Consider the following 25,834-nt stretch of genomic DNA (forward strand, 5'->3'; position numbering starts at 1 on the left):
GGCGATCTCCCGGAGGCGGTCCCCCGAATGCGTATGGCCCGATTGTCGATCCGCCCGCCGCCGCTGCCAATCCGCATCTGACTTTCAAAGCCTATGCTGAAAACGCCTCGACCACGGAAGGAGCCTTCCATGCCGCGCCTGTGCTGCCTGCTCCTGCTCTGCCTGCTGCCGCTGCTGGCCCGCGCCGATCTGCAGCTGGACGAGGACGAGCGCGCCTGGCTGGCCGAGCACCCGGTGTTGCGGGTGGGGCTGGAGCGTGGCGGCTGGCCACCCTTCGACGTGATCGACAAGCAGGGCCAGCACCGTGGCCTCAGCGGCGACTACCTGGCGCTGCTCGCCCAGCGCCTGGGCGTGCGCCTGCAGCCGGTGCTGCTGGACGACTGGGAAGCGGCCCAGCAGGCGCTGCGCGACGGCCAGGTCGACCTGTTGCCCTCGGTGGCCATGACCCCCGAACGCCAGGCCTACATGGCCTTCAGCGCGCCCTACCTGGTCAGCAGCAGCCTGATCTTCACCCGTGCCGACGTGGCGGTGCAGCGCCCCGGCGACCTGGCCGGCAAACTGGTGGCCATCGAGCGCGGCTATGTGCTGCAGCAGGCGCTGCGCGACAAGGTGCCGGGCGTCCAGCTGCTGGAGGTGCGCGACACCGAGGCGGCGCTGCGCGCCGTGTCGTCCGGGCGCTCCGAGGCCTATGTCGGCGACATGATCGTGGCCAGCTACCTGATCCGCGAGCTGAACCTGACCAACCTGGAGCTGCGTGGCGAGACCGGCCTGTCCACCAGCGAGTTCCGCTTCGCCACGCGGACCGACCAGACCCAGCTGGTCGCCCTGCTGGACAAGGCCCTGGCCAGCCTGGGCGACGCGGAGCAGGAGAGCATCAAGGCGCGCTGGCTGCCGCCGCTGACCGCCTTCAACTGGCGGCGCCTATTGCAGGTGGGCTGGCCCTACCTGCTCGGCCTGGTCGCGCTGATCGCCTTCGTGCTGGTGTGGAACCGCCGCCTGGCGGTGCAGATCGCCGAGCGCCAGCGCGCCGAAGCCGAGGCCCAGCGCCAGCGCAGCACCCTGGTGGCGCTGATCAACGCCATCCCCGACCCGATCTGGTTCAAGGACGCCGAGGGCCGCTACCTGGGCATCAACCAGGCCTGCGCCGAGCTGTTCGGCTGCGACCGCGAGGCGGTGGCGGGCAAGCGTGATGAAGAGTTGCTCGTCCCCGAGTGGGCCGAGGCCCGCCTTGAACATGACCTCACGGCCTTGAACTGGAGCGGGCCATTCGAAAGCGAGGGCTGGGCGATCTACCCAGATGGCCGGCGAGTGGTGTTGAACACCTTGCGCACCACGTTCGTTGATGAACGTGGATTACTGCTCGGCCTGGTCGGGGTCAGCCGCGACATCACCGTGCGCAAGCAGACCGAGGCCGAGCTGGCCAAGGCCAAGGAGCTGGCCGAGGAGGCGGCGCGGCTGAAGTCGGACTTCCTGGCCAACATGAGTCACGAGATCCGCACGCCGATGAACGCCATCATCGGCATGTCGCACCTGGCCCTGAAGACCGACCTCGATCCGCGCCAGCGCGACTACCTGAGCAAGATCCAGCAGGCCGGCCAGCACCTGCTGGGGATCATCAACGACATCCTCGACTTCTCCAAGATCGAGGCCGGCAAGCTGACCATCGAACGCATCGAGTTCGACCTGCAGCAGGTGCTGGAGAACCTCGCCAGCCTGATCGGCGACAAGGTCGGGAGCAAGGGCCTGGAGCTGGTGTTCAACCTCGATCCCGCGCTGCCCCAACAGCTGATCGGTGACCCGCTGCGCCTGGGGCAGATCCTGATCAACTACGCCAACAACGCGGTGAAGTTCACCGAGCAGGGCGAGGTCGAGGTGATCCTGCGCGACGAGGGCCGCACGGCCGACGGCGTGCTGGTCTACCTGGGCGTGCGCGACACCGGCATCGGCCTGACCCGCGAGCAGCAGGGCCGGCTGTTCGAGTCGTTCCAGCAGGCCGACAGTTCCACCACCCGCAAGTACGGTGGCACCGGCCTCGGCCTGGCCATCTGCAAGAGCCTGGCCGAGGCCATGGGCGGCAGCGTCGGGGTGGACAGCGAGCCGGGGCGCGGCAGCCTGTTCTGGTGCCGGCTGCCGCTGGGCATCGCCGGGCAGCAGGGCCAGCGCCTGCTGGCGCAGCCGGACCTGCGTGGCCGCCGGGTGCTGGTGGTGGATGACAACGACAGCGCGCGCCAGGTGCTCGGCGCCATGCTGGAGAGCATGAGCTTCCGCGTCGAGACGGTGGATTCCGGCAAGGCGGCGCTGCAGCGGGTGCAGCAGGCGGTGCTGCGCCACGAACCCTTCGAGCTGATCCTGCTGGACTGGCAGATGCCCGGCATGGATGGCCTGGAAACCGCGTGCAAGCTGCGCGAGCTGCACCTGCAGCCGCCACCGCACCTGCTGATGGCCACTGCCTACGGCCGCGAGGAAGTGCTGGCGGGCGCGCAGCGGGTGGGCATCGAGGAGGTGCTGCTCAAGCCGCTCAATCCCTCGCTGCTGTTCGATGCGGTGATCCGCAGCCTGGGCGGCGAGGGCGCGGCCGAGGGCTTCGCCCGTCTGCCGGTGGGCGAGCGGGTGCCGGACTTCGCCGGCCAGCGCGTGCTGCTGGTGGAAGACAACGAGCTGAACCGCGAGGTGGCCTGCGGCCTGCTGCAGGAGAGCGGCCTGCTGATCGACCAGGCCGAGCACGGCCAGATCGCCCTCGACCTGCTGCGGGCCAATCCCGACGGTTATTACGCCCTGGTGCTGATGGACATGCAGATGCCGGTGCTCGACGGCATCGCCACCACCGAGGCGCTGCGCCGCGAGCCGCGCTTCGCCAGCCTGCCGATCGTGGCGATGACCGCCAACGCCATGCCGGCCGATCGCGAGCGCTGCCTGGCGGCGGGAATGAACGACCACCTGGGCAAGCCGATCGAGCCGGCCGAACTGTGGACCACCCTCGGCCGCTGGCTGGTGGCGCGCGCCGAGCCGCAGGCGCAGGTGGCGCAGGCGACTGCGCCGGACTGGGTGTTGCCGGGGGTGGATGTCGCCAGCGGCCTGCGCCGGGTACTGGGCAAGCCGGAGCTGTACCGCCGCCTGCTGGACAAGTTCGCCGCCAGCCAGGCCGAGTTCGCGCCGCGCCTGCGCCAGCTGCTGGCCGCCGGCGAGCAGGAGGGCGCCGAACGCGAGGCGCACAGCCTCAAGGGCCTGGCCGGCAACCTCGGTGCCGGCGACCTGGCGGCGCAGGCGGCGGCCCTGGAAAGCGCGATCAAGGATGCCCGCCACGACGAGCTGGGCGCGCTGCTCGGCGAGCTGGAGCGCAGCCTGGCCGAGCTGCTCGCGGCGATCCGTGCGCTGCCCGTGGCGCAGGCCATGGCCGAGGTCGACCCGCAGCAGCTGCTGCCGGTGTGCCAGCAGCTGCTGCGCCTGTTCGGCGACGACGACCCGCGTGCCGGAAAAGTCTTCGACGAGCAGGCCGAACTGCTGCGCAGCGCCTTTAATGATGCATATGCCCCGCTGGCGGCGGCGGTGCACGGTTTCGACTTCGAGCGGGCCCGGACCCTGCTGCGCCAGGCCGCGCAGCAACAGGGGCTGGGGCTCTGAACAGGGGGATGGATGATGGTGGAAATGCTCGACCGGCCCGACCAGCCGCTGATCCTGCTGGTCGACGACACCCCGGAAAACCTCACGCTGATGAGCGAGCTGCTGGCCGACCACTACCGGGTCAAGGTCGCCAACCACGGCGCCAAGGGCCTGCGCATCGCTGTCGAGAGCCAGCCCGATCTGATCCTGCTGGACATCATGATGCCGGAGATCGACGGCTACGAGGTGTGCCGGCGGCTCAAGGCCGACCCGGCCACCGCCGAGATCCCGGTGATCTTCCTCACCGCCAAGAGCGAGCAGGCCGACGAGCAGCAGGGCTTCGACCTGGGCGCGGTGGACTACATCACCAAGCCGATCAGCCCGCCCATCGTCCTCGCCCGCGTGCGCGCGCAACTGCAGCTCAAGGCCAGTGCGGACTTCCTGCGCGACAGGAGCGAGTACCTGGAGTGGGAGGTGCGCCGCCGCACCCGCGACATCCAGCGCCTGCAGGAGGTGACCATCGAGGCCATGGCCGGCCTCGCGGCGATGCGCGACAACCCCTGCGGCAAGCACCTGGCGCGTATCGAGCCATACATGGTCGAGCTGGCCGCCACCCTGGCCCGTCAGCAACCGCTGCTGGCCGAGGAGCTGCATGAGGCGCGCGTCGCCCAGCTGGGCAAGTCGGCGCTGCTGCACGGCATCGGCAAACTGGTGCTGCCCGACCGCATCCTGCTCAGCCCGGTGCCGCTGCAGGGCGACGATCTCAAGCTGCTGCACAGACATGCCCAGGCCGGGCGCGACGCCCTGCTGGCCGCCGAGGCCAAGCTGGGCAGCGTCACCGACTTCCTGCGCGATGCCCGCGACATCGTCTATAGCCAGCACGAGCATTGGGACGGCAGCGGCTATCCGCAGGGCCTGCACGGCGAGCAGATTCCGCTGGCGGCACGGCTGATGGCGGTGGTCGGCGCCTACGAGGAGCTGACCAGCCACCATCCCTACCGCCAGGCGCTGTCCTGCGCCGAGGCGGTGGCGCAGATCAGCGCGGCCAGCGGTACGCGCTTCGATCCCTCGGTGGTGCTGGCGCTGATCGAGGCGGCTGAGCCTTTCGCCGAGATCGCCCGCGCACACGCCGACGATGCCGCCTCGCTGCGCTGCGAGCTGCAGCGCCTGGAGGAGTCGCTGGGCGAGAGCATCGAGCTGACCCTGCCGCCGGGCTGAAGCATGCCGTTCGCGAGGCGATTCCGCTTCGCGCTGGCGGGCTGGCGGTGGATTGCCGTATAACGCCTGCTGATTTCCCCACCGGAGCCCCTTGGCACGCGATGAAGACCCCGAAACGCCTGGAACCCCTGCTCGAAGATGGCCTGATCGACGAGGTCGTGCGCCCGCTGATGAGCGGCAAGGAAGCTTCGGTCTATGTGGTGCGCTGCGGCAAGGAACTGCGTTGCGCCAAGGTCTACAAGGAGGCCAACAAGCGCGGCTTCCGCCAGGCCGCCGAGTACCAGGAGGGCCGCAAGACCCGCAACAGCCGGGATGCCCGCGCCATGGCCAAGGGCAGCAAGTACGGGCGCAAGGAGCAGGAGGAGGCCTGGCAGAACGCCGAGGTGTCGGCGCTGTTCCGCCTGGCCGCCGCCGGCGTGCGGGTGCCCAAGCCCTACGACTACCAGGATGGCGTGCTGCTGATGGAGATGGTCGACGACGGCTATGGCGACGCCGCGCCGCGCCTCAACGATGTCGACCTGCTGCCCGAGGACGCCCGCGAGTTCCATGCCTTCATGATCGGCGAGATCGTCAAGATGCTCTGCGCCGGCCTGGTGCATGGCGACCTGTCGGAATTCAACGTGCTGCTCGACCCGCACGGCCCGGTGATCATCGACCTGCCGCAGGCGGTGGACGCGGCGGCCAACAACCATGCCTTCAGCATGCTCGAGCGCGATGTGCGCAACATGGCCGAGTACTTCGGCCAGTTTGCCCCGGAGCTGCTGGAGACCCGCTACGCCAAGGAGATGTGGGCGCTCTACGAGGACGGCAAGCTGACCCCCGAGACTCAGCTGAGCGGCCGCTTCGCCGAGCCGGAGGCGGAGGCCGATGTCGGTGCGGTGCTGCGCGAGATCAAGGCGGCGCTGGCCGAGCAGGCGCGCCGCGAGGCCGCGCGCAACGCCGAGGATGCCCCGCACGACGAGCCGCCGCCACCGCCCTGGGCGCAGTGAGGCCCGCTGTCCGGTCGCGATAGGCGGCAACTGTACCGGGCGGGGAAGGCGGGGCGCTGCTAGTGTGCGAGCACTGACTCCGGAGTCCGTCCATGCCGCTGCCGCATATTCTCCTGGCCCTGCTGGTCACCCTGATCTGGGGTGTCAACTTCGTGGTGATCAAGGTCGGCCTGGAAGACTTCCCGCCGTTGCTGTTCTGCGCCCTGCGCTTCGCCCTGGCGGCGCTGCCCCTGTTGTTCCTGCGCGGGCCGTTGCCGGCGCCGCTGTGGCGCATCGTGCAGATCGGCGTGCTGCTCGGGGTGATCAAGTTCGGCCTGCTGTTCGTCGGCATGCACCTGGGCATGCCGGCCGGGCTGTCCTCGCTGGTGCTGCAGAGCCAGGTGTTCTTCACCGTGCTGATCGCCGCCGTGCTGCTCGGCGAACGGCCCACGCCGCGCGCCCTGGTCGGACTGCTGCTGGCTGCCGGCGGGCTGCTGCTGATCGGCCTGCAGCGGCCGCTGGGCGACAGCCTGCTGGGCTTCGCCCTGGTGATCGGCGCGGCGCTGGCCTGGGCCTGCGCCAACATCGCCACCAAGCGCTCCGGGGCCAGCGACATGCTGCGCCTGATCTGCTGGGTCAGCCTGGTCCCGGTGCTGCCGCTGCTGGGCCTGTCCTACCTCTTCGAAGGGCCGCAGGCGATCGGCGCGGCGCTCGCACAGCCGAGCTGGCGCGGCATCGGCGCGTTGCTGTACATCGCCTTCCTCGCCACCACGGTCGGCTTCGCCCTGTGGAGTTTCCTGCTGCGCCGCTACCCGGCCAGCCTGGTCACGCCCTTCGCCCTGGCGGTGCCGGTGTCGGGACTGCTGGCCGGCTGGCTGCTGCTGGGCGAGGCGCTGGACGGCCTCGGCTGGCTGGCCTGCGCGCTGGTGTTTGGCGGCCTGGCGATCACCGTGTTGCCGTGGCCGCTGCGACGGCTGCGTCAGCCCGTGGCGAGCCAGTAACTACGGGGCTTTGGCTAATGCGAATCGCTTCGTGCACTGTTCGATTCCCGTGCTTGACCGCGCGCCTCTGAGGGTCGAAGCTGCCTGTCTATACGGAGTTTTTTCGGAGAAGCGTTCATGAAAGGATCGGCAGCGGTTGTCGATTACCTGAAGGATCTACTGCGTGGCGAGCTGGCCGCGCGCGACCAGTATTTCCTGCATTCGCGGATGTACGAGGACTGGGGTTTCAACAAGCTCTACGAACGCCTCAATCACGAGATGCAGGAAGAGACCGAGCATGCCGATGCCCTGCTCAGGCGCATCCTGTTCCTCGAAGCCACGCCCGACATGACGCCCAAGCCGATCAAGCCGGGCGCCACGGTGCCGGACATGCTGCGTGCCGACCTGGCGCTGGAATACGAGGTGCGCGCGGCCCTGGCCAAGGGCATCGAGCTGTGCGAGAAGCATGGCGACTACGTCAGCCGCGAGATCCTCGAAGTGCAGCTGCACGACACCGAGGAAGACCACGCCTACTGGCTGGAGCAGCAGCTCGGCCTGATCGACCGCATCGGCCTGCAGAACTACCTGCAGTCACAGGCCTGATAGCAAGGCGATGAAAAAAGGGAGCTTTGGCTCCCTTTTTTCATGTTCAGTGGCAGCACTGACCTTCCAGATCCCTGAGGATCGGGCAATCCGGGCGGTGGTCGCCCTGGCAGTGCTGTACCAGTTCGCTCAGGGTGTCGCGCAGCGCGGTCAGCTCGGCGATCTTGCGGTTAAGCTCGTCGACGTGGGCCAGGGCCAGCGCCTTGACGTCGGCGCTGGCGCGCTCGCGGTCCTGCCACAGGGCCAGCAGCTTGCCGACTTCCTCCAGCGAGAAGCCCAGGTCACGCGAGCGCTTGATGAAAGCCAGCACGTGCAGGTCCTGCTCGCCGTAGCGGCGGTAGCCGCTGTCGCTGCGCCCGGCCGGCCGCAGCAGGCCGATGGACTCGTAGTAGCGGATCATCTTGGCGCTGAGTCCGCTGTGCTTCGCTGCCTGGCCGATGTTCATGGGCGCTGCTCCGTGTCGGGTTTCCAGGTGCTGAGCAGCAGTGCGTTGCTCAGCACGCTGACGCTGGACAGGGCCATGGCGGCGCCGGCCACCATCGGGCTGAGCAGGCCGGCTGCAGCCAGCGGAATGCCCACCAGGTTGTAGATGAAGGCCCAGAACAGGTTCTGCTGGATCTTGCGCCAGGTGCGCCGGCTGATTTCCAGCGCCGCCGGCACCAGGCGCGGGTCGCCGCGCATCAGGGTGATGCCGGCGGCGTGCATGGCCACGTCGGTGCCGCCACCCATGGCGATGCCGACATCGGCGGCGGCCAGGGCCGGGGCATCGTTGATGCCGTCGCCGACCATGGCCACGCTGACGCCCGCGCGTTTCAGCGCGGCGACATGGGCCGCCTTGTCCGCCGGCAGGACCTGGGCATGCACCCGGTCGATGCCCAGGGCGTGGCCCACGGCGTTGGCGCTGCCGGCGTTGTCGCCGCTGATCAGGTGGCTCTCGATGCCCTGGTCGCGCAGTGCGGCGACGGCCGCGGCGGCGCCTGCCTTGAGGCTGTCGCCGAAGGCCAGCAGGCCGAGCACGCGCGGCGCCGTGCCCAGCTCGATCAGCCAGGACAGGGTGCGCCCCTCGGCTTCCCAGGCCGTGGCCTGCTGGCGCAGCGGGCTGCCGAGCTGCAGTTCGTCGAACAGCCGCTGGTTGCCCAGGGCCAGCGCGCGGCCTGCCACTTCGCCGCGGATGCCGCGCCCGGCCAGGGCCTGGCTGGCGGTCAGCGGCGGCGGGGTAAGGCCGCGTTCCGCGGCCGCCGTCAGCACTGCGTGTGCCAGCGGGTGTTCGCTGCCCTGCTGCAAGGCGGCGGCCAGGCGCAGCAGCTCGTCTTCCTCGATGTTCTCGCTGGCCAGGTGGACGATGCGCGGCTGGCCGGAGGTGAGGGTGCCGGTCTTGTCGAAGGCCACCACCGCGACCTTGTGCGCCAGTTCCAGGGCTTCGGCGTCCTTGATCAGGATGCCGTGGCGCGCCGCCACGCCGGTGCCGGCCATGATCGCCGCCGGGGTGGCCAGGCCGAGGGCGCAGGGACAGGCGATCACCAGCACCGCCACCGCGTTGATCAGCGCCTGCTCCAGGCTGGCGCCGGCGAGCAGCCAGCCGCCGAGGGTGAGCAGGGCGATCAGCAGCACGGCCGGGACGAACACCGCGCTGACCCGGTCCACCAGCTTCTGGATCGGCGCCTTGGCCGACTGGGCGTCCTCCACCAGGCGAATGATCCGCGCCAGCACCGTCTCGCCGCCCAGGGCCGTGGTGCGCACGATCAGCCGGCCTTCGCCATTGATGGCGCCGCCGGTGACCCGGTCACCCGGTGCCTTGGCCACCGGCAGGCTCTCGCCGCTGATCAGCGCCTCGTCGGCCTGGCTGTGGCCTTCGAGCACTTCGCCGTCCACCGGGAAGCGCTCGCCGGGGCGCACCACCACCCGGTCATCCAGACGCAGGGCGGCAATCGCCACCTCTTCCTCGCGGCCGTCCACCAGGCGCGTGGCGCGCTCCGGGCGCAGCGCCTCGAGGGCGCGGATGGCCGCGCTGGTCTGGCGCTTGGCGCGGCTCTCCAGGTACTTGCCGAGCAGCACCAGGGCGATGACCACCGCCGAGGCCTCGAAATACAGGTGCGGCACATGGTGTTCGGCCGTGGCCCAGAGGTACAGGCTCAGGCCGTAGCCGGCGCTGGTGCCCAGGGCTACCAGCAGGTCCATGTTGCCGCTGCCGGCCTTCACCGCCTTCCAGGCCGCCCGGTAGAAGCGCGCGCCGAGGACGAACTGCACCGGCGTGGCCAGCAGGAACTGCACCCAGGCCGGCAGCATCCAGTGCAGGCCGGCCCATTCGGCCAGCATCGGCACCACCAGCGGCGCGGCCAGCAGCAGGGCGAGGATCACCGCCAGGCGCTCGCGGCGCAGCGCGGCCTGCGGGTCCTGGGTTGGCGCGCTGTCGAGCAGGCTGGCCGTGTAGCCGGCGTCCTCGACGGCGGCGATCAGCGCGGCACTGGAGGTGCCGGCGAGCATCTCGACATGGGCGCGCTCGCTGGCCAGGTTGACGCTGACGCGGCGCACCCCGGCGACCTTCAGCAGCGCCCGCTCGATGCGCCCGGCGCAGCTGGCGCAGGTCATGCCGCCGAGGTTCAGCTCCAGGCTCTGCAAGGGTACCGAGTAGCCGGCCTGCTCGACGGCCGCCAGCAGCTCGTCCAGGCGTTCGCGCGGGGCGGTGATGCGGGCCTGTTCGGTGGCCAGGTTGACGCTGCTCTGTTGTACCTCGGGCACCCGGCTCAAGGCGCGCTCGACGCGGCCGGCGCAGCTGGCGCAGGTCATGCCGTGGATGGGCAGGTCGAAGGTCTGCAGGTTGGACATGGGCGATTCCTCCTCGATTCGCCCACAGGATCAACCTTGACACCGGGTCAAGGTCAAGCCCCGCCTACGCCTTCAATAATTCTGCGGTGCCGGGATCAGCTGCAGGCCCAGCGAGTCCATGGCGATACGGTATCTGAGCACCTCGCCGCTGTTGATCTGCAGGCTCTGGCTGCGCAGCTGCTCGAAACGTGGCTGGCAGTGCTGGCCGCCGAGCTGGCCGAGGCGCACCAGTACCTGGCCTGGGGGCAGGTTGAGGGTGATCGACTGGCCCTGGTACAGGCGCGCGGTGAGGTTGCCCTGCAGGTACAGGCCAATCTCGCAGGGTGTCGAGACTTCCAGGCGTTCGCGTGAGACGATCAGCACGCCGTAGTCGATCGGCGTGGGCAGGGTCATCGGTGCCAGCGGCACGGCAGCCGCTTGCGGCGCGGGAGTCGGCGTTGGCATCTCGCTAGCCGGCGGGGCAGGCTCGGGCACCGATTCATCGGCCAGGGCTGGCAGGCAGAGCAGGGCGAGCAGGACGGCGGGCAGGCGCATGGCGGTGATTCCTCGAGGCTTCCCTGCAGCTTGGTTCAGACGCCGTGGAACGACAAGTCGCCGCGGCTTGACCTTGCCATCGTGGCAGGCTTGAGACTGCTCGCAGGGCCGGAGGAGGCCCCCAACCACCAGAGGTATACACCATGCAAATCCTGAAAGTTTCCGGCATGTCCTGTGGCCACTGCGTACGTGCCATCACCCGGGCGGTGCAGGCCGGCGATCCGGCGGCGGAAGTGCAGATCGACCTCGGCGCCGGCGAGGTCCGGGTCGCCAGCCGGCAGAGCCTGGAGCAGTTGCTGCAGGCCATCCGCGACAAGGGCTACGAGGCCGAGGCGGCCTGACCGCCCCGCACGGCACCCGATCCGGGGGTGCCCCCATCCGCCGGCCCGGGCTATCGGGGCGGCGGATTCCATTCGCGCAGCAGGCCGCGCAGCTGCGCGTCGATCAGCGCGGCGGTGTCGCTCAGCGGGTCGAACAGGGTCGGGTCGCGCGTCCAGTCGGTGAACAGGCCGACCAGCTGCGCATGCAGCGCGCGCGCCGCCAGGCGCGGGGTCACCCCCGGCAGCAGGCGCTGCTGGCAGGCCGGGCGCTCGAACAGTGCCTGCACCAGGCCGATGAACTGGTTGATGAAGGCGATGTGGCGTTCCTCGGCCTCGCGCAATTCCTCGGTGAACTCGCAGCGGTGCAGCAGGATGGTGAAGATGCGCCGTTTCTGCTCGTCGCGGGCCAGGTTCTCGATCGCCTCGATGCACAGGTCGCGCAGCGACAGCAGCGGGTCGCCACCGTCGCAGCCGCCCAGGCGCTCGGCCAGTTGCTCCGGCGGCAGGCGCACCTGGCTGAGCATCTCGTGGAACAGGTGCGCCTTGTTCTCGAAGTGCCAGTACACCGCACCGCGCGTCACCCCGGCGGCGCGGGCGATCAGCTCGAGGGTGCTGTGCGCCACGCCTTTTTCCAGAAACAACTGTTCGGCAGCGGCCAGGATGGCGGCACGGGTCTGCTCGGCTTGTTCTTTGGTGCGGCGCATGGCGGGTATCGGTAATCGGTCTAGGCTCAGTCAGGGGAACGCAGTGTAACGATTTTTGCGTCATCGCTTTGTTTACAAACGTGAATGTATGTAACTAGCATGGCCGCCTTTCCGGGCTTGTGCCCGTCCAAGATGTCACGGAGACGACTCATGTTTGCTCGACCGCTCCCGCTTGCCTTTGCAACGCTGGCCCTGGGTACGTTGTTCAGCCCGCTGCTGCAGGCCGCCGACCCGGCCGCGCAGATGCCGCCGCCGGAAGTGCTGGTGGAAGCGGCCAAGGTCGAGTCGCTGCCGCTGCAGTTCGAGTACCCGGCGCGCACCGCCGGCTACCGTGAGGTGCAGGTGCGCGCCCAGGTCAGCGGCATCCTGCAGGAGCGCACCTACCAGGAGGGCAGCCAGGTCAAGCAGGGCCAGGTGCTGTTCCGCATCGACCCGCGCCCCTATGAGGCCGCGCTGGCTCGCGCCAAGGGTGCGCTGGCCCAGGAGCAGGCGCGCTACCGGCAGACCGAGCGCGACCTCAAGCGCATCCGCGAGCTGCAGAAGAAGGGCTTCGCCAGCGAGAGCGAGCTGGACAACGCGGTATCCAACTTCGAGCAGAGCAAGGCCAACATCGAGGCGGCCAGGGCCGAGGTGCAGGCCAAGCAGATCGACCTCGACTACACCACGGTGAAGGCGCCGATCTCCGGCATCACCAGCAAGGAGACGGTGTCCGAAGGCAGCCTGATGGTGGCCGGCGACCCCAACGCCAGCCTGCTGACCCAGATCACCCAGCTCGATCCCATCTATGTCAACTTCGCCGCCCCCGACCGCGAGGTGTCCAGCGTGCGCAGCGGCCTGCAGAGCGGCAGCCTGGTGCGCGACGGCGGCCAGCAGATGAGCGTGGAGATCAAGTTCGGCGACGGCTCCAGCTACCCGCTGGAAGGCAAGGTGGACTTCACCGACAGCCTGATCGACCGCGCCACCGGCACCGTCAGCGCCCGCGCCGTGGTGCCCAACCCGGACCAGGCGCTGATGCCGGGGCAGTTCGTGCGCGTGGTGGTCAAGGGCATCAGCAAGCCCAACGCGGTGACGGTGCCGGAGCGCGCCATCTCCCAGGGGCCCAATGGCACCTTCGTCTATGTGGTGGACGAGCAGGGCCTGGCGCGCATTCGCCCGGTCACCACCGCGCACACCGCCGCGGGGCGCTGGGTGGTGGACAGCGGCATCGCCGCCGGCGACCGGGTGATAGTCGAGGGCCTGCCCAAGGTGCGGCCGAACGCGCCGGTCAAGGTGGCCGAGGCCCCCGCGGCCCCGGCCACCCAGCCTTAAGGAGTCCGGCCCGTGATCTCAAGGTTCTTCATCGACCGGCCGGTGTTCGCCGCGGTCATCTCCATCGTCATCATCCTTGCCGGCCTGGCGGCGATGCGCGCCCTGCCCATCGCCCAGTACCCGCAGATCCTGCCGCCGCAGGTGTCGGTGTCGGCCAGCTACCCGGGCGCCAGCGCCCAGGTCATCGCCGAGACCGTGGCCGCGCCGCTGGAGCAGCAGATCAACGGCGTCGAGGGCATGATCTACCAGCTGTCCAACTCGGCCAGCAGCGGCAGCATGAGTCTGTCGGTGTACTTCGAGGTGGGCCGCGACCCCGACCAGGCCACCATCGACGTCAACAACCGGGTGCAGGCCGCCCTGGCCAAGCTGCCGGAGGAGGTGCGCCGGCAGGGCGTGAAGGTGGAGAAGAAGTCCTCGGACATCCTCCAGGTGGTCACCCTGTTCTCGCCGGACAATTCCAAGGACCCGGTGTTCATCTCCAACTACGCGCTGATCAACGTCATCGACGAGCTCAAGCGCCTGCCGGGGGTGGGCGACGTCAGCCAGTTCGGTTCGAAGAACTACTCCATGCGCATCTGGCTGCGTCCGGACAAGCTGGCGCAGTACGACCTGACGCCGACCGACGTGGTCAACGCCATCCGCGAGCAGAACTCGCAGTTCGCCGCCGGCAGCTTCGGCCAGCAGCCGCTGCAGACGCCGCAGGACTTCACCTACACGGTGACCACCCAGGGCCGCTTCAAGGACCCCAAGGAGTTCGAGAGCGTGATCCTGCGCTCCGATGCCACCGGCGCCAGCCTGCTGCTCGGCGACGTGGCGCGCATCGAGCTGGGCGCCCAGGACTATTCCCTGGTGACCAGCCTCAATGGCCAGCAGAACGCCGCCTTCGGCGTCTACCTGCAGCCCGGCGCCAACGCCCTGGACACCGCCGAGGCGGTGCGCGCGACCATGGATCGCCTGGCCGAGCGCTTCCCCGAGGGCATCTCCTACAAGATCCCCTATGACACCACCAGGTTCGTGCAGATCTCCATCGATGAAGTGGTCAAGACCTTCTTCGAGGCGCTGCTGCTGGTGGTGCTGGTGGTCTTCGTGTTCCTGCAGAACTGGCGCGCCACGCTGATCCCGGTACTGGCGATTCCGGTGTCGCTGGTCGGCACCTTCGCCGGCATGTACGCCCTGGGCTTCTCGATCAACCTGCTGACCTTGTTCGGCATGGTGCTGGCCATCGGCATCGTGGTCGACGACGCCATCGTGGTGATCGAGAACGTCGAGCGGGTGATGCGCACCAAGAAGCTGGGGGCCCGCGAGGCGGCCATCGAGGCCATGGAGGAGGTCACCGGGCCGATCATCGCCATCGTCCTGGTACTGTGCGCCGTGTTCGTCCCGGTGGGCTTCCTCGGCGGCCTGGCCGGCGAGATGTACAAGCAGTTCGCGATCACCATCGCGGTGTCGGTGGTGATTTCCGGCATCGTCGCCCTGACTCTGTCGCCGGCGCTCTGCGCGCTGATGCTCAAGCCCGACCACAGCGAGCCGGCGGCGCCGTTCCGCGCCTTCAACCGCCTGTTCGACAAGCTGACCGATGCCTATGGCGCCGGCGTGGCCTTCTTCCTCAAGCGCTCGCTGGTCGGCCTGCTGCTGTTCGGCGGCATGATCGCCCTCACCGTCGGGCTGTTCAGCCGGGTGCCCGGCTCGCTGGTGCCGGACGAGGATCAGGGCTACGTGATCAATGCCTACTTCCTGCCGCCGGCGGCCTCGGTCAACCGCACCGACGCGCTGACCAGCGACTTCACCCAGCAGCTGATGAAGCACCCGGCGGTAGAGGACGTGGTGACCTTCGCCGGCTTCGACGTGCTGACCTTCGGCCAGCGCACCAATGCCGGGGTGAGCTTCGTGCCGCTCAAGGACTGGTCCGAGCGCACCACGCCGGAGCTGGATGCACGCAACCTGACCCGCGAGTTCATGGGCATGGGCCTGTCCGAGAAGGACGGCCTGGTGATGAGCTTCAACCCGCCGCCGATCACCGGCATGAGCACCACCGGCGGCTTCGAGGGCTATATCCAGGACCGCAGCGGCGGCAGCGTCGAACAGCTCGGCGAAAAGGTCCAGGCCTTCCTCGCCGCGGCGCAGAAGCGTCCGGAACTGGCCGGGGTGCAGAGCACCTTCAACGCCAGCGTGCCGCAGTACTACATCGACCTCGACCGCACCAAGGCGCGCGCCCTGGGCGTGTCGATCAGCGATGTGTTCACCGCCATGCAGTCGACCTTCGGCAGCTACTACGTCAACGACTTCACCCTGTACGGCCGCACCTGGCAGGTCAGCCTGCAGTCGGAGTCGGAGTTCCGCCGCAAGCCCGAGGACCTGTCGCAGGTCTACGTGCGCGCCAGCGGCGGCGACCTGGTGCCGCTGACCAGCCTGATCAAGGTGCGGCGCATCCTCGGGCCGGACACCTACGCGCGCTTCAACGTCTACCCCTCGGCCAAGTTCCTCGGCGGCCCGGCGCCGGGCTACAGCTCGGGCCAGGCGCTGGCGGCGATCCAGGAAGTGGCCGACGAGGTGCTCGGCAGCGACTATACCGTCGGCTGGACCGGCTCGGCCTACCAGGAGCTGGCCACCCAGGGTTCCGGCAGCACGGCGTTCATCTTCGGCCTGATCATGGTGTTCCTCATCCTCGCCGCCCAGTACGAGCGCTGGACCCTGCCGCTGGCGGTGGTCACCGCGGTGCCCTTCGCGGTGTTCGGCGCGATCCTCGCCGTGTGGCTGCGCGGCATCCAGAACGACGTGTACTTCCAGGTCGGCCTGGTGACGCTGATCGGCCTGGCGGCGAAGAACGCCATCCTCATCGTCGAGTTCGCCGTGCTGCTGCGCGCCGAGGGCAAGAGCATCTTCGACTCCGCCTTCGAGGCGGCCAAGCTGCGCTTCCGCCCGATCGTGATGACCTCGCTGGCCTTCATCCTCGGCTGCGTGCCGCTGGCCATCAGCAGCGGTGCCGGTTCGGCCAGCCGCCACTCGATCGGTACCGGGGTGATCGGCGGCATGCTCGCCGCGACCCTGCTGGCGACCTTCCTGATTCCGATGTTCTACCTGCTGGTGGAGTCGCTGGCCGAGAAGCTGGGGCGCAAGAAGAAGGTTGGGGCCGCGCAGCAGCACTGATTCAGGTGGGAGCGTTGGCCGCGCTGGGCTTCCCTCACGGCCAGGGTCGCTGCCACCGATTCGTTCACCGGGCGCCCTTGTGGCGCCCTCGGTTTTCCGGGGTGCGCCCCGCAGTGGATAACGCATGAACCTTCGCATCCTGCTGATCCTCGGCAGCCTCAGCGCCTTCGGGCCCATGGCCATCGACTTCTACCTGCCCAGCTTCCCGACCCTGGCGCGGGTGTTCGCCACCGATGTCGAGCATGTGCAGCTGTCGCTGGCGGCCTACTTCGCCGGCACCGCCCTGGGCCAGCTGGTCTACGGCCCGCTGGCCGACCGCTACGGCCGGCGCAAGCCGCTGCTGGCCGGGCTGGTGCTGTTCACCCTGGCCTCGCTGGCCTGCGCCCTGGCGAGCAGCCTGGAGTGGCTGATCGTCGCGCGTTTCGTCCAGGCCCTCGGCGGCTGTTCCGGCATGGTCATCTCGCGTGCGGTGGTGCGCGACCTGTGCGACCCGCTGGCCTCGGCCAAGGTGTTCTCCAAGCTGATGCTGGTGATGGGCGTGGCACCGATCCTCGCGCCGCTGGGCGGCGGTGTGCTGCTGCAGCTGTTCGGCTGGCAATCGATCTTCCACGGTCTGATGCTGTTCAGCGCCCTGTGCCTGCTGGCGGTGTTGCTGTGGCTGCCGGAAACCCAGCAGGCCGGGGTGGCACGTCCGCCGCTGTCGGGGGCGCTGCGGCGTTACCTGGCGCTGCTCGGTGACCGCCTGCTGATCGGCCACGGCCTGACCGGCGGGGTGGCGATGGCCGGCATGTTCGCCTACATCTCCGGCTCGCCCTTCGTCTTCATCGAGCTGTACGGGGTGTCGGCGGACAACTACGGCTGGCTGTTCGGCGCCAACGCCGCCGGCTTCATCCTCACCGCCCAGTTCAATGGCTGGCTGCTGCGCCACCATGGCCCGGGGCACTGGCTCAAGCGCACCGTGTGGGTCTACTGCGTGGCGACCCTGGCGTTGCTGGCGGTGGCCATGGCCCAGCCGGCGCAGCTGTGGCCGTTGCTGATTCCGCTGTTCATCTCCACCGCCAGCCTGTCCTGCGTGCTGCCCAACGCCACCGCCTGCGCCATGGCCGGGCAGGGTGCCCATGCCGGCAGCGCCTCGGCGCTGATCGGTTCGCTGCAGTTCGTGGTGGCGGCGCTGGCCTCGGCCGCGGTCGGCACCCTGCACGACGGCACGGCGCGGCCCATGGCCCTGGTCATCGCCGTCTGCGGCCTGCTGACGGTGACCCTGGCGCTGTTCACCGCGCGCCATGCGCGCCGCTTGGCGCTGGAGTTCTGAGGCTCAGGCCGCGGCCTGTTCGCGCTCTTCCACCTCGGCGCCGCCCAGCGCCTGCTGCACCGCGCGCTGTGCCTGGCGGGCCAGGGCGTTGCGCTCCTGGCCGGTGCTGGCGATGGGGGGCAGCAGGTGGATCTCGACCTGCGCCTTGTCGCTGCGCAGCAGGCGCAGCAGGTGCGAGAGCAGGTCGTCGTCGCCGATGAAGGGGGCGATGGGGTCGGGCTCGCCGTCGCGTAGGTAGCGGATCGCCACCGGCTGCAGCGGCACGCCGGCCTCGATCGCCCCGGTCAGCAGGCGGCCATGGAAGGTGCGCACCTGGCGGCCGTCGGTGGTGGTGCCCTCGGGGAAGATCAGCAGCTGGCGCCCGGCCTGCAGGTGGCGGTGCAGCTGGCGCGCCAGCAGCGCGCTGTCCCCCGAACCGCGGCGGATGAACAGGGTGCCGGCCTTGTGCGCCAGCCAACCGGCCAGCGGCCAGGTGCGCACTTCGGCCTTGGACAGGAAGGAGATCGGCAGCAGCTGGCCGAGCAGCGGGATGTCGGTCCACGACACATGGTTGCCGACCCACAGGTGCGGGCCGCTGGGCAGCTCGCCGTGCACTTCGACGGCGAAGGGCAGGGCGCCGCCGAGGCGGGCGAGGAACCAGCGCGTCAGGCGCTGGCGCAGGCCCATCAGGTCGTGGCGGCGCAGGCGTTCGGCCAGGGCCACGCCACTGGCCAGCAGCAGGCCCAGCAGCAGCACCGCTGCCAGCCGGGCCAGGCGCAACCACAGGCGCAGCTGCTTCATACCGCGGCCTTGAAGTGGCGGGCGTAGCGCGGGCACAGCTCGTCGCGCTTGAGCAGGATGAACACGTCGGCCACCTGGAAGTCCGGGTCCCAGCAGGGCTCGCCGCACACCTTGGCGCCCAGGCGCATGTAGGCCTTGAGCAGCGGCGGCATCTCGGCGATCACGTTGCCCGGGACCTCCAGCGTCGGCAGCGGCTTGCGCGGCTCGGCGCGCAGGTGCTCGGTGCACAGGTAGCGTTCGCGCAGGCGCTGCATGATGGCCTGGGCCTGGATACCGCCGTCCTGCATGGGGATGCTGGCGCAGCCCATCAGGTAGCGGTAGCCGCCCTCGTTGAGCACCTCGGCCAGCTCGCTCCACAGCACGGCGATGGTGCCGCCGTTGCGGTAGGCCGGATCGACGCAGGTGCGGCCGATCTCCAACACCGGCCCCTCGAGGTGGGCCAGGCCGTGCAGGCTGAACTCCTCCTCGCTGTAGAAGCGCCCCAGGCTGGCGGCGGCCTGGTGGTCGAGCAGGCGGGTGGTGGCCACCAGGCGGCCGCTGCTCAGGTCGCGTACGCCGATGTGGCGGCAGTGCGGGTCGAAGTCATCCATGTCCAGGCCCAGTTCGGCCCCTTGCAACTTGGCATCGAATTCGCTGCTGAACACGGCGAAGCGCAGGCTCTGGGCCTCGCGCAATGCGTCCGGGCCGATCAGGCGTTCGGCTTGCAGGCGGCGTTCGGCAGTGGTGTCGCGGGCGATGCGGGTCATCGATTAGCCTCCATAAGCCAGCCTGCGGTGGGTTGCGGCCGGTCGATGTTGTTGGGCAAGCTCAGGCTAGGAACACCCGGTGTCACCTCCATGAAGCTTTGGTGATGCTTGCGTGACAGACGACGAGGACTCTGCGATGCCCTGGCAATCCCTGCTGGAAACCCGTGACCGCCTGCCGGCGGCGAACCTGTACGACTGGTACGCCGCGCTGCTGGAGCGCGCCGGCGACACCACACCCTTCGCCCTGGCCGTGCTCGGCGGGCGCCTGGCCGCCACGCCCGGCCTGGCTTTCCTGGCCGGCTACCAGGGCGCCCTGCGCGCGCTGTGGCCGGCGGCGCCGCGCAGCCTGGGCGCGCTGTGCGTGACCGAGAACAGGAGCACCCGCCCGGCGGACCTGCACACCCGCCTGAGCGGCCTGCACCTGTCCGGGCGCAAGGACTTCGTCACCGCCGCCGAGGCCGCCGACTGGCTGCTGGTGGCCGCGCGGGTGGAGGAGCAGGGCGCGCCGCGCCTGGCCCTGGGCGTGGTGCGCAGCGGCGCGCCGGGAGCGCGCATCGAAGCGCTGCCGGCGCTGCCGCTGATGCCGGACATCGGCCACGCCCGCCTGCATCTGGACAACGCCCTGTGCGAGCTGCTGCCGGGCGACGGCTGGGACAGCTACGTGAAGCCCTTCCGTAGCATCGAGGACCTGCACGTGCTGGCCGCGCTGAGCGCCTGGCTGTATGGCGTCGGCCAGGACGGCGGCTGGCCGCAGGAGCTGCGCCTGCGCCTGCTCGGCCTGCTGGCCGGCTGCGCCGAGGTGGCCCGCCACGGCGCCAGCGAGCCGGCCACCCACCTGCTGCTGGCCGGCCTGTTCGCCCAGTTCCAGGCCCTGCGCGCGGAGCTGGACGCGGCCGTCGCCGCCGGCCCGCAGCCCTGGGCGGCGCTGTGGGCGCGCGATCGCAACCTGCTGGAGGTGGCCGGCGCGGCGCGGGCCAAGCGCCTGGAGAAGGCACTGGAGGTATTTGGTGGTTAATTTGATTAGTGCAGAAGGTGAGCTTCCACGGCTGACATCTCTTACACCGTCTGATTGTGAGAGCTACTTCTTAGCTGCGGCAGACCTTTTTTACGGTGCAAGAGAGTTAGTGGGGAAACGCCTTTGCGTTCTTCCATGTGCTTTTCTAGCTGCTCAATCTTTGGAATGCGGCCTGAAGTGTTATCTCGTTTCTGTGGGTGTAGACAAAGAAAAGTTGAAGTTGAAGCCATACGGGCACGACTTGGCGTACTGCTGGCATGAGGCTGAAAAATTTGGACTTCCTCTGTCTTTACCCAGGTGGTGTGAGCTATTGAATGATGGTCACAAGACTTTTCTATTTCGATATCCAATGGGGCTCCATGGTCAGCAGTTCCCCAACCAGCAAGAAATGATTGATGGTCTGAAGGAGCTTCTGGATTACGTGCAAAACGCCACTCTTCTGCATCGTTTGGTTGATTTGGGTCAGTAGTCGCCAGGGTTACCTTGGCTAAGGTCGCCTCGCGTTTTTCCTGCGAGGTTGCCATGCGCCGCGAGCCCATAGTGCTGTTCGATAACGGCACCCACCAATGCCTGATGTTCGATGACCTGGTCAGCGGCGAAGGTGTCCAGTCCAACCAGTTCCTCATCGTCGACGGCGACCAGTACCTGCTGCTCGATCCGGGTGGCGACCTGACCTACACGCCGCTGTCGCTGGAGCTGTCCAAGCGCATCCCGGTGCAGGCGCTGACCTACATCTTCGCCTCGCACCAGGACCCGGACATCATCGCCTCGCTGGACAAGTGGCTGCTGCACACCCGCGCCCGGGTGATCTGCTCCAAGCTGTGGGCGCGCTTCCTGCCGCACCTCACCGCCAACTACCTGGCCCTGAGCCACGGCATCTGCACCTACGACCGCATCATCGCGCTGCCGGATCGCGGCCAGTCGATCCCCCTGGGCAGCTGCCAGCTGAAGGCGGTGCCGGCGCACTTCCTGCACTCGGTGGGCAACTTCCAGCTGTATGACCCGGTGAGCAAGATCCTCTTCTCCGGCGACATGGGCGCTTCGCTGGTAGATGACGCCAGCCCGGTGATCGACTTCGTCAATCACATCCCCAACATGGCCGGTTTCCACCGCCGCTACATGGCCAGCAACAAGGCCTGCCGCTTCTGGGCGCAGATGGTGCGCGAGATGGACGTGGCGATGATCGTGCCGCAGCACGGCCGGCCCTTCGTCGGCGAGGCCATGATCAATGCCTTCCTCGACTGGATCGAGCACCTGGAATGCGGCCTCGACCTGCTGACCCAGCAGGACTATCGTCTGCCGGACTGATACCTCCGCCACATCGGCGCGATCGGCGCTATTGCCGGTCACGCCAGGCGTGCTAGCGTCGGCTCCTCTTCATCACTGCGAGCGAGTCCGATGCCGCGTCGAACCCTCCTGGCCGCCGGCCTGCTGCTGAGCGCCGCTCCCCTGGCCGCCGAGACCTGGCCCATTCCCGAGTGGAGCAGCCAGCCGGCGGCCGTCACGCCCGCCGTGCAGGCGCTGGACGACTACGCCTTTCCCGTGCGCGACGACATCAGTCGCGCCGGCGTGCGCAGCGACGCGCTGCTGGTGGTCAAGGATGGCGTGATCGTCCACGAGCGCTATGCCGCGCCCACCACGGCGCAGACCCCGCACCTGGCCTGGTCGGTGAGCAAGAGCCTGTTCGCCAGCGTGCTCGGCGTGGCCTACGGCGAGGGGCGCTTCAAGCTGGACGATGCGGTGGCCAGGCACTACCCGCCGTTCGCCGCGCACCCCGAGGTGAAGATCGGCCACCTGCTCAACTGGGCCTCGGGCCTGGACTGGCAGGAGGACTACGAGTACGCGCCGCTGAAGTCCTCGGTGGTGGCCATGCTCTACACCCGCGGGCGTGCCGACATGGCCGCCTTCACCGCCAGCCATGGTGAGGCCGCCGTCCCCGGTACGCGCTTCTCCTATTCCAGCGGCGACAGCAACGTGCTGGGCGCCAGCCTCAAGGCCATGGTCGGCGAGCCGGCCCACAGCCACTACCCCTGGACCGCGCTGTTCGAGCCGCTGGGCATCGGCTCGGCGGTGTGGGAACGCGATGCCAGCGGCACCTTCGTCGCCTCGTCCTATGCCTACCTCACCGCCCGCGACCTGGCCCGCGTCGGCCTGCTGATGCAGCGCGACGGCCGCTGGGGCGCGCGCCAGCTGCTGCCGGCCAGCTGGGTGGCCTTCAACCGCACCCCCTTCGCCAACTACCGGCCCGACCCGCAGCAGCCCGATGACGCGGTACCCGGCGGCCAGTGGTGGCTCAACGCGCAGGTCGCGGATGCGCGCCGGCCCTGGCCCGACGTGCCGGCCAGCGCCTTCGCCGCCCTCGGCCACTGGGGCCAGGGCCTCTACGTGCTGCCGGAGCAGAAGCTGGTGGTGGTGCGCTACGCCGACGACCGCGACGGCAGCTACCGCCACAACGAACTGCTGAAACGGGTGCTGGCCGCCTATGGAGAACAGCCATGATCCGCCGTCGTCCGCTGCTGTCCGTGTCCCTGGCGCTGCTCGCCAGCCTGATCCTGCTGGCCTGGAGCAACCGCGTCCACCTGGCCGCCTTCCCCGGCATCATCGGCGCCTACTCGGCCAAGGAATACTGTTCCTGCCGCTATGTCAGCGACAATCCGGCCGAGTACTGCGCCGGCTACGTCGAGCAGTACCTGCCGCTCGGCGCCCTGCACGATGACGTCGAGCGCAAGCGGGTGACCGCCGAGGGCCTGGGCAGCCGGCAGACCGCCGCCTGGCTGGGCGAGCGCCACGGCTGCCAGCTGCAGAGCCAGGCCGATCCGCTGTGACCGCCGCGGACGGTTGCCTGCCACAAGCTGCAACCGTCCGGCGTTTGGCAAGGCCGGCCGGGGCCGCTATCGTTGCGCTCAAACCGCAACGCAAGTGAACCCATGGTCAAACCCCTGCTCACCCTCGGCGGCGCCCTGCTCGCCGCCGGCCTGACCCTGCCGGCGCAGGCCGACTGGTACCTGGACAACGAGTCCTCGCGCCTGTCGTTCATTTCCACCAAGGCCGGCAACCTCTCCGAAGTGCACCGCTTCCTCACCCTGCACGGCAGGATCGACGCCAAGGGCGCGGCGCGTCTGCGCGTCGAACTGGACTCGGTGAGCACCGGCATCCCGGTGCGCGACGAACGCCTGCGCAGCCTGCTGTTCGACGTGGCCAACTTCCCCGACGCGCGCATCATGGCCCAGCTCGACCTGGCACCGATCACCGACCTCGCGCCCGGCGCCCAGCTGGAGCTGAGCCTGCCGATCCAGGTGGAAATCCGCGGGCGCAAGCACGCCTACATGGCCGAGCTGCTGGCCACCCGCCTGGACGACCGGCGCTTCCAGGTGGTGACCCTGGCGCCGCTGGTGCTGCATGCCGAGCACTTCGGCCTGGAGCCGGGCATCGAGGAGCTGCGCAAGGTGGCCCGGCTGTCCACCATCAGCCTGTCGGTACCGGTCGGCGCGGTGATGATCTTCACCTCGCGATGAGCGGCGCCATCTTTCCCTGGAAGTCGGGCAATCGCTTCGAGCTGCTGGTCGACGGCCCGGCCTTCTTCCCGGCCATGCTCGCGGATATCGCCGCGGCGCGACAGCGCGTGCTGCTGGAGCTCTACCTGGCCGAGGACGGGCGCTGCAGCGAGGCCCTGGTGCAGGCCCTGTGCGCGGCGGCCGGGCGTGGCGTGCAGGTGCTGTGCCTGTTCGACGACTTCGGCTGCCTGGGCCTGGGCCGCGCGCTACGCGAACGCTTGGCGGCTGCCGGTGTGCAGCTGCGCCTGTACAACCCGCTGCGCTGGCGCCGTGGCGTGCGCAACCTGTACCGCGACCATCGCAAGATCCTGGTGGTGGACGAGGCCAGCGCCTATGTCGGCGGCACCGGCGCCACCGACCAGTTCTGGCGCCCGCAGGCGCCCGAGGCCGACTGGCACGAGGTGATGGTGCGCATCCAGGGGCCGCTGGTGGTGCACTGGCGGCTGTTGTTCGAGGGCCAGTGGCTGGCCTGCGAGGGGCGCAGCCCCTGGGCCCCCGGCCATGCGCCCGGCCTGGCCTATCTGCCGCCCTGTCCGCCGTTGGGGCAGGGCATGGGCCGGGTGGCCTACGCCGACTCGCGCCAGCACCGTGACATCGTCCACTCGCTGCTGCGCAGCCTGGGCCAGGCCAAGCGCCGGGTATGGCTGGCCACGCCCTATTTCCTGCCCAGCCGCAAGGTCCGCCGCCAGCTGATGCGCGCCGCCGCACGCGGCGTCGAGGTGCGCCTGCTGCTGACCGGGCGCAACACCGATCACCCGCCGGTGCGCTACGCCGGCCAGCGCTACTACCCCAGGCTGCTGCGCGCCGGGGTGCGCATCTTCGAGTACCAGCCACGCTTCCTGCACCTGAAGATGGTGCTGGTGGACGACTGGGTCAGCGTCGGCTCGTGCAACTTCGATCACTGGAACCTGCGCTTCAACCTGGATGCCAACCTGGAGGCGCTGGATGCGCAGCTGACCCTGGCGGTTGCCGAGTCCTTCGTCGCCGACTTCGCCGCCAGCCAGGAGGTGACCCTGGAGGACTGGCGGCGCCGGCCGCTGCTCAGCCGCCTGCGCCAGCGCCTGTGGGGCTGGCTGGACCGGGTGGTGGTCAACCTGCTCGACCGCCGGCGCTGAGGGCGACCGGCGGCACACTCACCAGCCGGGCACGCCGCTCATGTCCGGCAGCTTGTGGGCGATGCCCTTGTGGCAGTCGATGCAGGTGGCCTGGCCGCTGCCCAGGGCGGTGGAGTGCATCTGCCGCGCCCGCGGGCTCTGCCGGGTGAAGTCCATGAAGTCGAAACCATGGCAGTTGCGGCACTCCAGCGAGTCGTTGGCCTTGAGCCTGGCCCACTCGTGTTCGGCCAGCTCGCGGCGCTTCTCGAGGAACTTGTCGCGGGTGTTGATGGTGCCGAAGATCTTGCCCCAGACCTCCTTGGAGGCCTGCATCTTGCGCGCGATCTTGTCCGTCCACTGGTGCGGCACGTGGCAGTCCGGGCAGGTGGCGCGCACCCCCGAGCGGTTGCTGTAGTGGATGGTGTCCTTCAGTTCGACGTAGACGTTGCTTTCCATCTCGTGGCAGGAGATGCAGAACTGTTCGGTGTTGGTCGCCTCCAGGGCGGTGTTGAAGCCGCCCCAGAAGACGATGCCGGCGATGAAGCCGCCGAGGGTGAGGAAGCCCAGGCTGTAGTGCACGCTGGGCCGGCGCAGGATGCCCCAGTAGTCGCGGAGCAGGGCGAGCATGGCTTTCATGGGCACCTCAGGGCTGTTGGCCGGCCTGCTGCACTTCTTCCTGCAGCACCTGGTCGATGGTGCGGAAACCGTTCTTCACCAACGGTTGCACCTCCTTCTGCGGCACATGGCACTGGACGCAGAAGTAGCGCCGTGGTGCCACTGCGGCCAGGGCCTGGCCATCGCGGTCCATGTAGTGGGTGATGCTGATCATCGGCGCCTGGGTCCTCGCGCTGCCCGCCCGGCTGTGGCAGGTCAGGCACTTGTTGCCGTTGGCGTCCACCTGGTAGCCACGGATGGCGTGGGGAATGGTCGGCGGCTGCTCGGGGTAGTTGCGTTCGCGCTTGAGGTCCTTGTTCTCGTCGTTGGCCAGGGGCGGCGCGGGCAGTTCCTGGCTGATCGTGCCGCCGGGGCGGCGGCCGTCCGGGGCGGGAGCATCCAGCGGGTAGTCGGCGGCCTGGGCGAGGCTCGCCAGGAACACCAGCAACAGGGGCAGGCTTCTCATGATCG

The 25,834-nt window shown here is 69.1% G+C and carries 24 protein-coding genes; 15 read left to right on the top strand and 9 right to left on the bottom strand.

What is annotated here, in order from left to right; all coding sequences use genetic code 11:
- The first annotated feature begins 129 nt into the window (after positions 1–129).
- The 5 genes from DMO17_RS06700 (at position 130) to bfr (ending at position 7,369) form a co-directional block, all read left to right on the top strand.
- Entirely contained in the window at positions 130–3,621 is a 3,492-nt protein-coding gene (locus DMO17_RS06700; protein ID WP_110681721.1) for a response regulator, read from the top strand.
- Positions 3,622–3,636: 15 nt separating this feature from the next.
- Positions 3,637–4,818, top strand: coding sequence for a response regulator (locus DMO17_RS06705; RefSeq protein ID WP_110681958.1), 1,182 nt, complete (start codon positions 3,637–3,639; stop codon positions 4,816–4,818).
- Between the two features lie 101 nt (positions 4,819–4,919).
- A complete protein-coding gene (locus tag DMO17_RS06710) occupies positions 4,920–5,807 on the top strand; it encodes a PA4780 family RIO1-like protein kinase (RefSeq protein ID WP_021701414.1) in 888 nt (295 codons plus the stop codon).
- A gap of 92 nt (positions 5,808–5,899) precedes the next feature.
- Complete coding sequence (locus tag DMO17_RS06715; protein ID WP_110681722.1) at positions 5,900–6,787, top strand: EamA family transporter; 888 nt, start codon at positions 5,900–5,902, stop codon at positions 6,785–6,787.
- A 117-nt stretch (positions 6,788–6,904) separates the two neighbouring features.
- Entirely contained in the window at positions 6,905–7,369 is a 465-nt protein-coding gene (bfr, locus tag DMO17_RS06720; protein WP_110681723.1) for a bacterioferritin, read from the top strand.
- Between the two features lie 46 nt (positions 7,370–7,415).
- Here bfr and cueR read toward each other — a convergent pair whose 3' ends face one another.
- The 3 genes from cueR to DMO17_RS06735 form a co-directional block, all read right to left on the bottom strand.
- Positions 7,416–7,814: a Cu(I)-responsive transcriptional regulator gene (cueR, locus tag DMO17_RS06725; protein WP_110681724.1), complete on the bottom strand. Its 399-nt coding sequence runs from the start codon at positions 7,812–7,814 to the stop codon at positions 7,416–7,418.
- Positions 7,811–10,195: a heavy metal translocating P-type ATPase gene (locus tag DMO17_RS06730; protein ID WP_110681725.1), complete on the bottom strand. Its 2,385-nt coding sequence runs from the start codon at positions 10,193–10,195 to the stop codon at positions 7,811–7,813. The genes cueR and DMO17_RS06730 overlap by 4 nt, the downstream gene beginning before the upstream one ends.
- Before the next feature lie 72 nt (positions 10,196–10,267).
- Positions 10,268–10,639, bottom strand: a complete 372-nt coding sequence (locus DMO17_RS06735; protein ID WP_110681959.1) for a hypothetical protein — start codon at positions 10,637–10,639, stop codon at positions 10,268–10,270.
- Positions 10,640–10,872: 233 nt separating this feature from the next.
- Here DMO17_RS06735 and DMO17_RS06740 point away from each other — a divergent pair, with 233 nt between their 5' ends.
- A complete protein-coding gene (locus DMO17_RS06740) occupies positions 10,873–11,070 on the top strand; it encodes a heavy-metal-associated domain-containing protein (protein ID WP_110681726.1) in 198 nt (65 codons plus the stop codon).
- Positions 11,071–11,120: 50 nt separating this feature from the next.
- Here DMO17_RS06740 and DMO17_RS06745 read toward each other — a convergent pair whose 3' ends face one another.
- A complete protein-coding gene (locus DMO17_RS06745; RefSeq protein ID WP_110681727.1) occupies positions 11,121–11,753 on the bottom strand; it encodes a TetR family transcriptional regulator in 633 nt (210 codons plus the stop codon).
- Positions 11,754–11,903: 150 nt separating this feature from the next.
- Here DMO17_RS06745 and DMO17_RS06750 point away from each other — a divergent pair, with 150 nt between their 5' ends.
- The 3 genes from DMO17_RS06750 to DMO17_RS06760 all read left to right on the top strand — a co-directional run bounded on the left by DMO17_RS06750 (position 11,904) and on the right by DMO17_RS06760 (position 17,520).
- The gene (locus tag DMO17_RS06750) at positions 11,904–13,061 is read left to right on the top strand and encodes an efflux RND transporter periplasmic adaptor subunit (RefSeq protein ID WP_110681728.1); all 1,158 of its coding nucleotides are present in this window, start codon (positions 11,904–11,906) and stop codon (positions 13,059–13,061) included.
- Positions 13,062–13,073: 12 nt separating this feature from the next.
- Positions 13,074–16,208 carry an efflux RND transporter permease subunit gene (locus tag DMO17_RS06755; RefSeq protein WP_110681729.1) on the top strand — a complete coding sequence of 1,045 codons (3,135 nt, stop codon included), beginning with the start codon at positions 13,074–13,076 and terminating at the stop codon, positions 16,206–16,208.
- Positions 16,209–16,332: 124 nt separating this feature from the next.
- Positions 16,333–17,520 (top strand): multidrug effflux MFS transporter, encoded by a 1,188-nt coding sequence (locus DMO17_RS06760; RefSeq protein WP_110681730.1) that lies wholly within the window; start codon positions 16,333–16,335, stop codon positions 17,518–17,520.
- A gap of 3 nt (positions 17,521–17,523) precedes the next feature.
- Here DMO17_RS06760 and DMO17_RS06765 read toward each other — a convergent pair whose 3' ends face one another.
- Entirely contained in the window at positions 17,524–18,300 is a 777-nt protein-coding gene (locus DMO17_RS06765; protein ID WP_110681731.1) for a lysophospholipid acyltransferase family protein, read from the bottom strand.
- On the bottom strand, positions 18,297–19,046 hold the full coding sequence (gene olsB / locus DMO17_RS06770; RefSeq protein ID WP_110681732.1) for an L-ornithine N(alpha)-acyltransferase: 750 nt from the start codon (positions 19,044–19,046) through the stop codon (positions 18,297–18,299). Before olsB ends, DMO17_RS06765 begins: the two co-directional genes overlap by 4 nt.
- 136 nt (positions 19,047–19,182) lie before the next feature.
- Here olsB and DMO17_RS06775 point away from each other — a divergent pair, with 136 nt between their 5' ends.
- On the top strand, positions 19,183–20,061 hold the full coding sequence (locus DMO17_RS06775; protein WP_110681733.1) for an acyl-CoA dehydrogenase family protein: 879 nt from the start codon (positions 19,183–19,185) through the stop codon (positions 20,059–20,061).
- A 41-nt stretch (positions 20,062–20,102) separates the two neighbouring features.
- On the opposite strand, the gene DMO17_RS19520 is transcribed toward DMO17_RS06775, so the two are convergent.
- Positions 20,103–20,585 carry a hypothetical protein gene (locus DMO17_RS19520; RefSeq protein ID WP_146224899.1) on the bottom strand — a complete coding sequence of 161 codons (483 nt, stop codon included), beginning with the start codon at positions 20,583–20,585 and terminating at the stop codon, positions 20,103–20,105.
- Here DMO17_RS19520 and DMO17_RS06780 point away from each other — a divergent pair.
- From DMO17_RS06780 to DMO17_RS06800, 5 genes are all read left to right on the top strand, one after another.
- Positions 20,584–21,369, top strand: coding sequence for an oxygen-binding di-iron domain-containing protein (locus tag DMO17_RS06780; protein ID WP_110681734.1), 786 nt, complete (start codon positions 20,584–20,586; stop codon positions 21,367–21,369). The genes DMO17_RS19520 and DMO17_RS06780 overlap by 2 nt on opposite strands.
- 90 nt (positions 21,370–21,459) lie before the next feature.
- A complete protein-coding gene (locus DMO17_RS06785) occupies positions 21,460–22,560 on the top strand; it encodes a serine hydrolase domain-containing protein (protein ID WP_110681735.1) in 1,101 nt (366 codons plus the stop codon).
- Positions 22,557–22,886: an amidase gene (locus DMO17_RS06790; protein ID WP_110681736.1), complete on the top strand. Its 330-nt coding sequence runs from the start codon at positions 22,557–22,559 to the stop codon at positions 22,884–22,886. The genes DMO17_RS06785 and DMO17_RS06790 overlap by 4 nt, the downstream gene beginning before the upstream one ends.
- A 102-nt stretch (positions 22,887–22,988) precedes the next feature.
- Positions 22,989–23,576 carry a YceI family protein gene (locus DMO17_RS06795; RefSeq protein ID WP_110681737.1) on the top strand — a complete coding sequence of 196 codons (588 nt, stop codon included), beginning with the start codon at positions 22,989–22,991 and terminating at the stop codon, positions 23,574–23,576.
- The gene (locus tag DMO17_RS06800) at positions 23,573–24,730 is read left to right on the top strand and encodes a phospholipase D-like domain-containing protein (protein WP_110681738.1); all 1,158 of its coding nucleotides are present in this window, start codon (positions 23,573–23,575) and stop codon (positions 24,728–24,730) included. Before DMO17_RS06795 ends, DMO17_RS06800 begins: the two co-directional genes overlap by 4 nt.
- Before the next feature lie 18 nt (positions 24,731–24,748).
- Here DMO17_RS06800 and DMO17_RS06805 read toward each other — a convergent pair whose 3' ends face one another.
- Both DMO17_RS06805 and DMO17_RS06810 read right to left on the bottom strand, forming a co-directional pair.
- The gene (locus DMO17_RS06805; RefSeq protein ID WP_110681739.1) at positions 24,749–25,345 is read right to left on the bottom strand and encodes a cytochrome c3 family protein; all 597 of its coding nucleotides are present in this window, start codon (positions 25,343–25,345) and stop codon (positions 24,749–24,751) included.
- 7 nt (positions 25,346–25,352) lie between these two features.
- Complete coding sequence (locus DMO17_RS06810) at positions 25,353–25,829, bottom strand: nitrate reductase cytochrome c-type subunit (protein ID WP_110681740.1); 477 nt, start codon at positions 25,827–25,829, stop codon at positions 25,353–25,355.
- Between the last annotated feature and the right edge of the window lie 5 nt (positions 25,830–25,834).

Source organism: Aquipseudomonas alcaligenes, from assembly GCF_003205495.1.
Classification (GTDB): Bacteria; Pseudomonadota; Gammaproteobacteria; order Pseudomonadales; family Pseudomonadaceae; genus Aquipseudomonas; species Aquipseudomonas alcaligenes_B.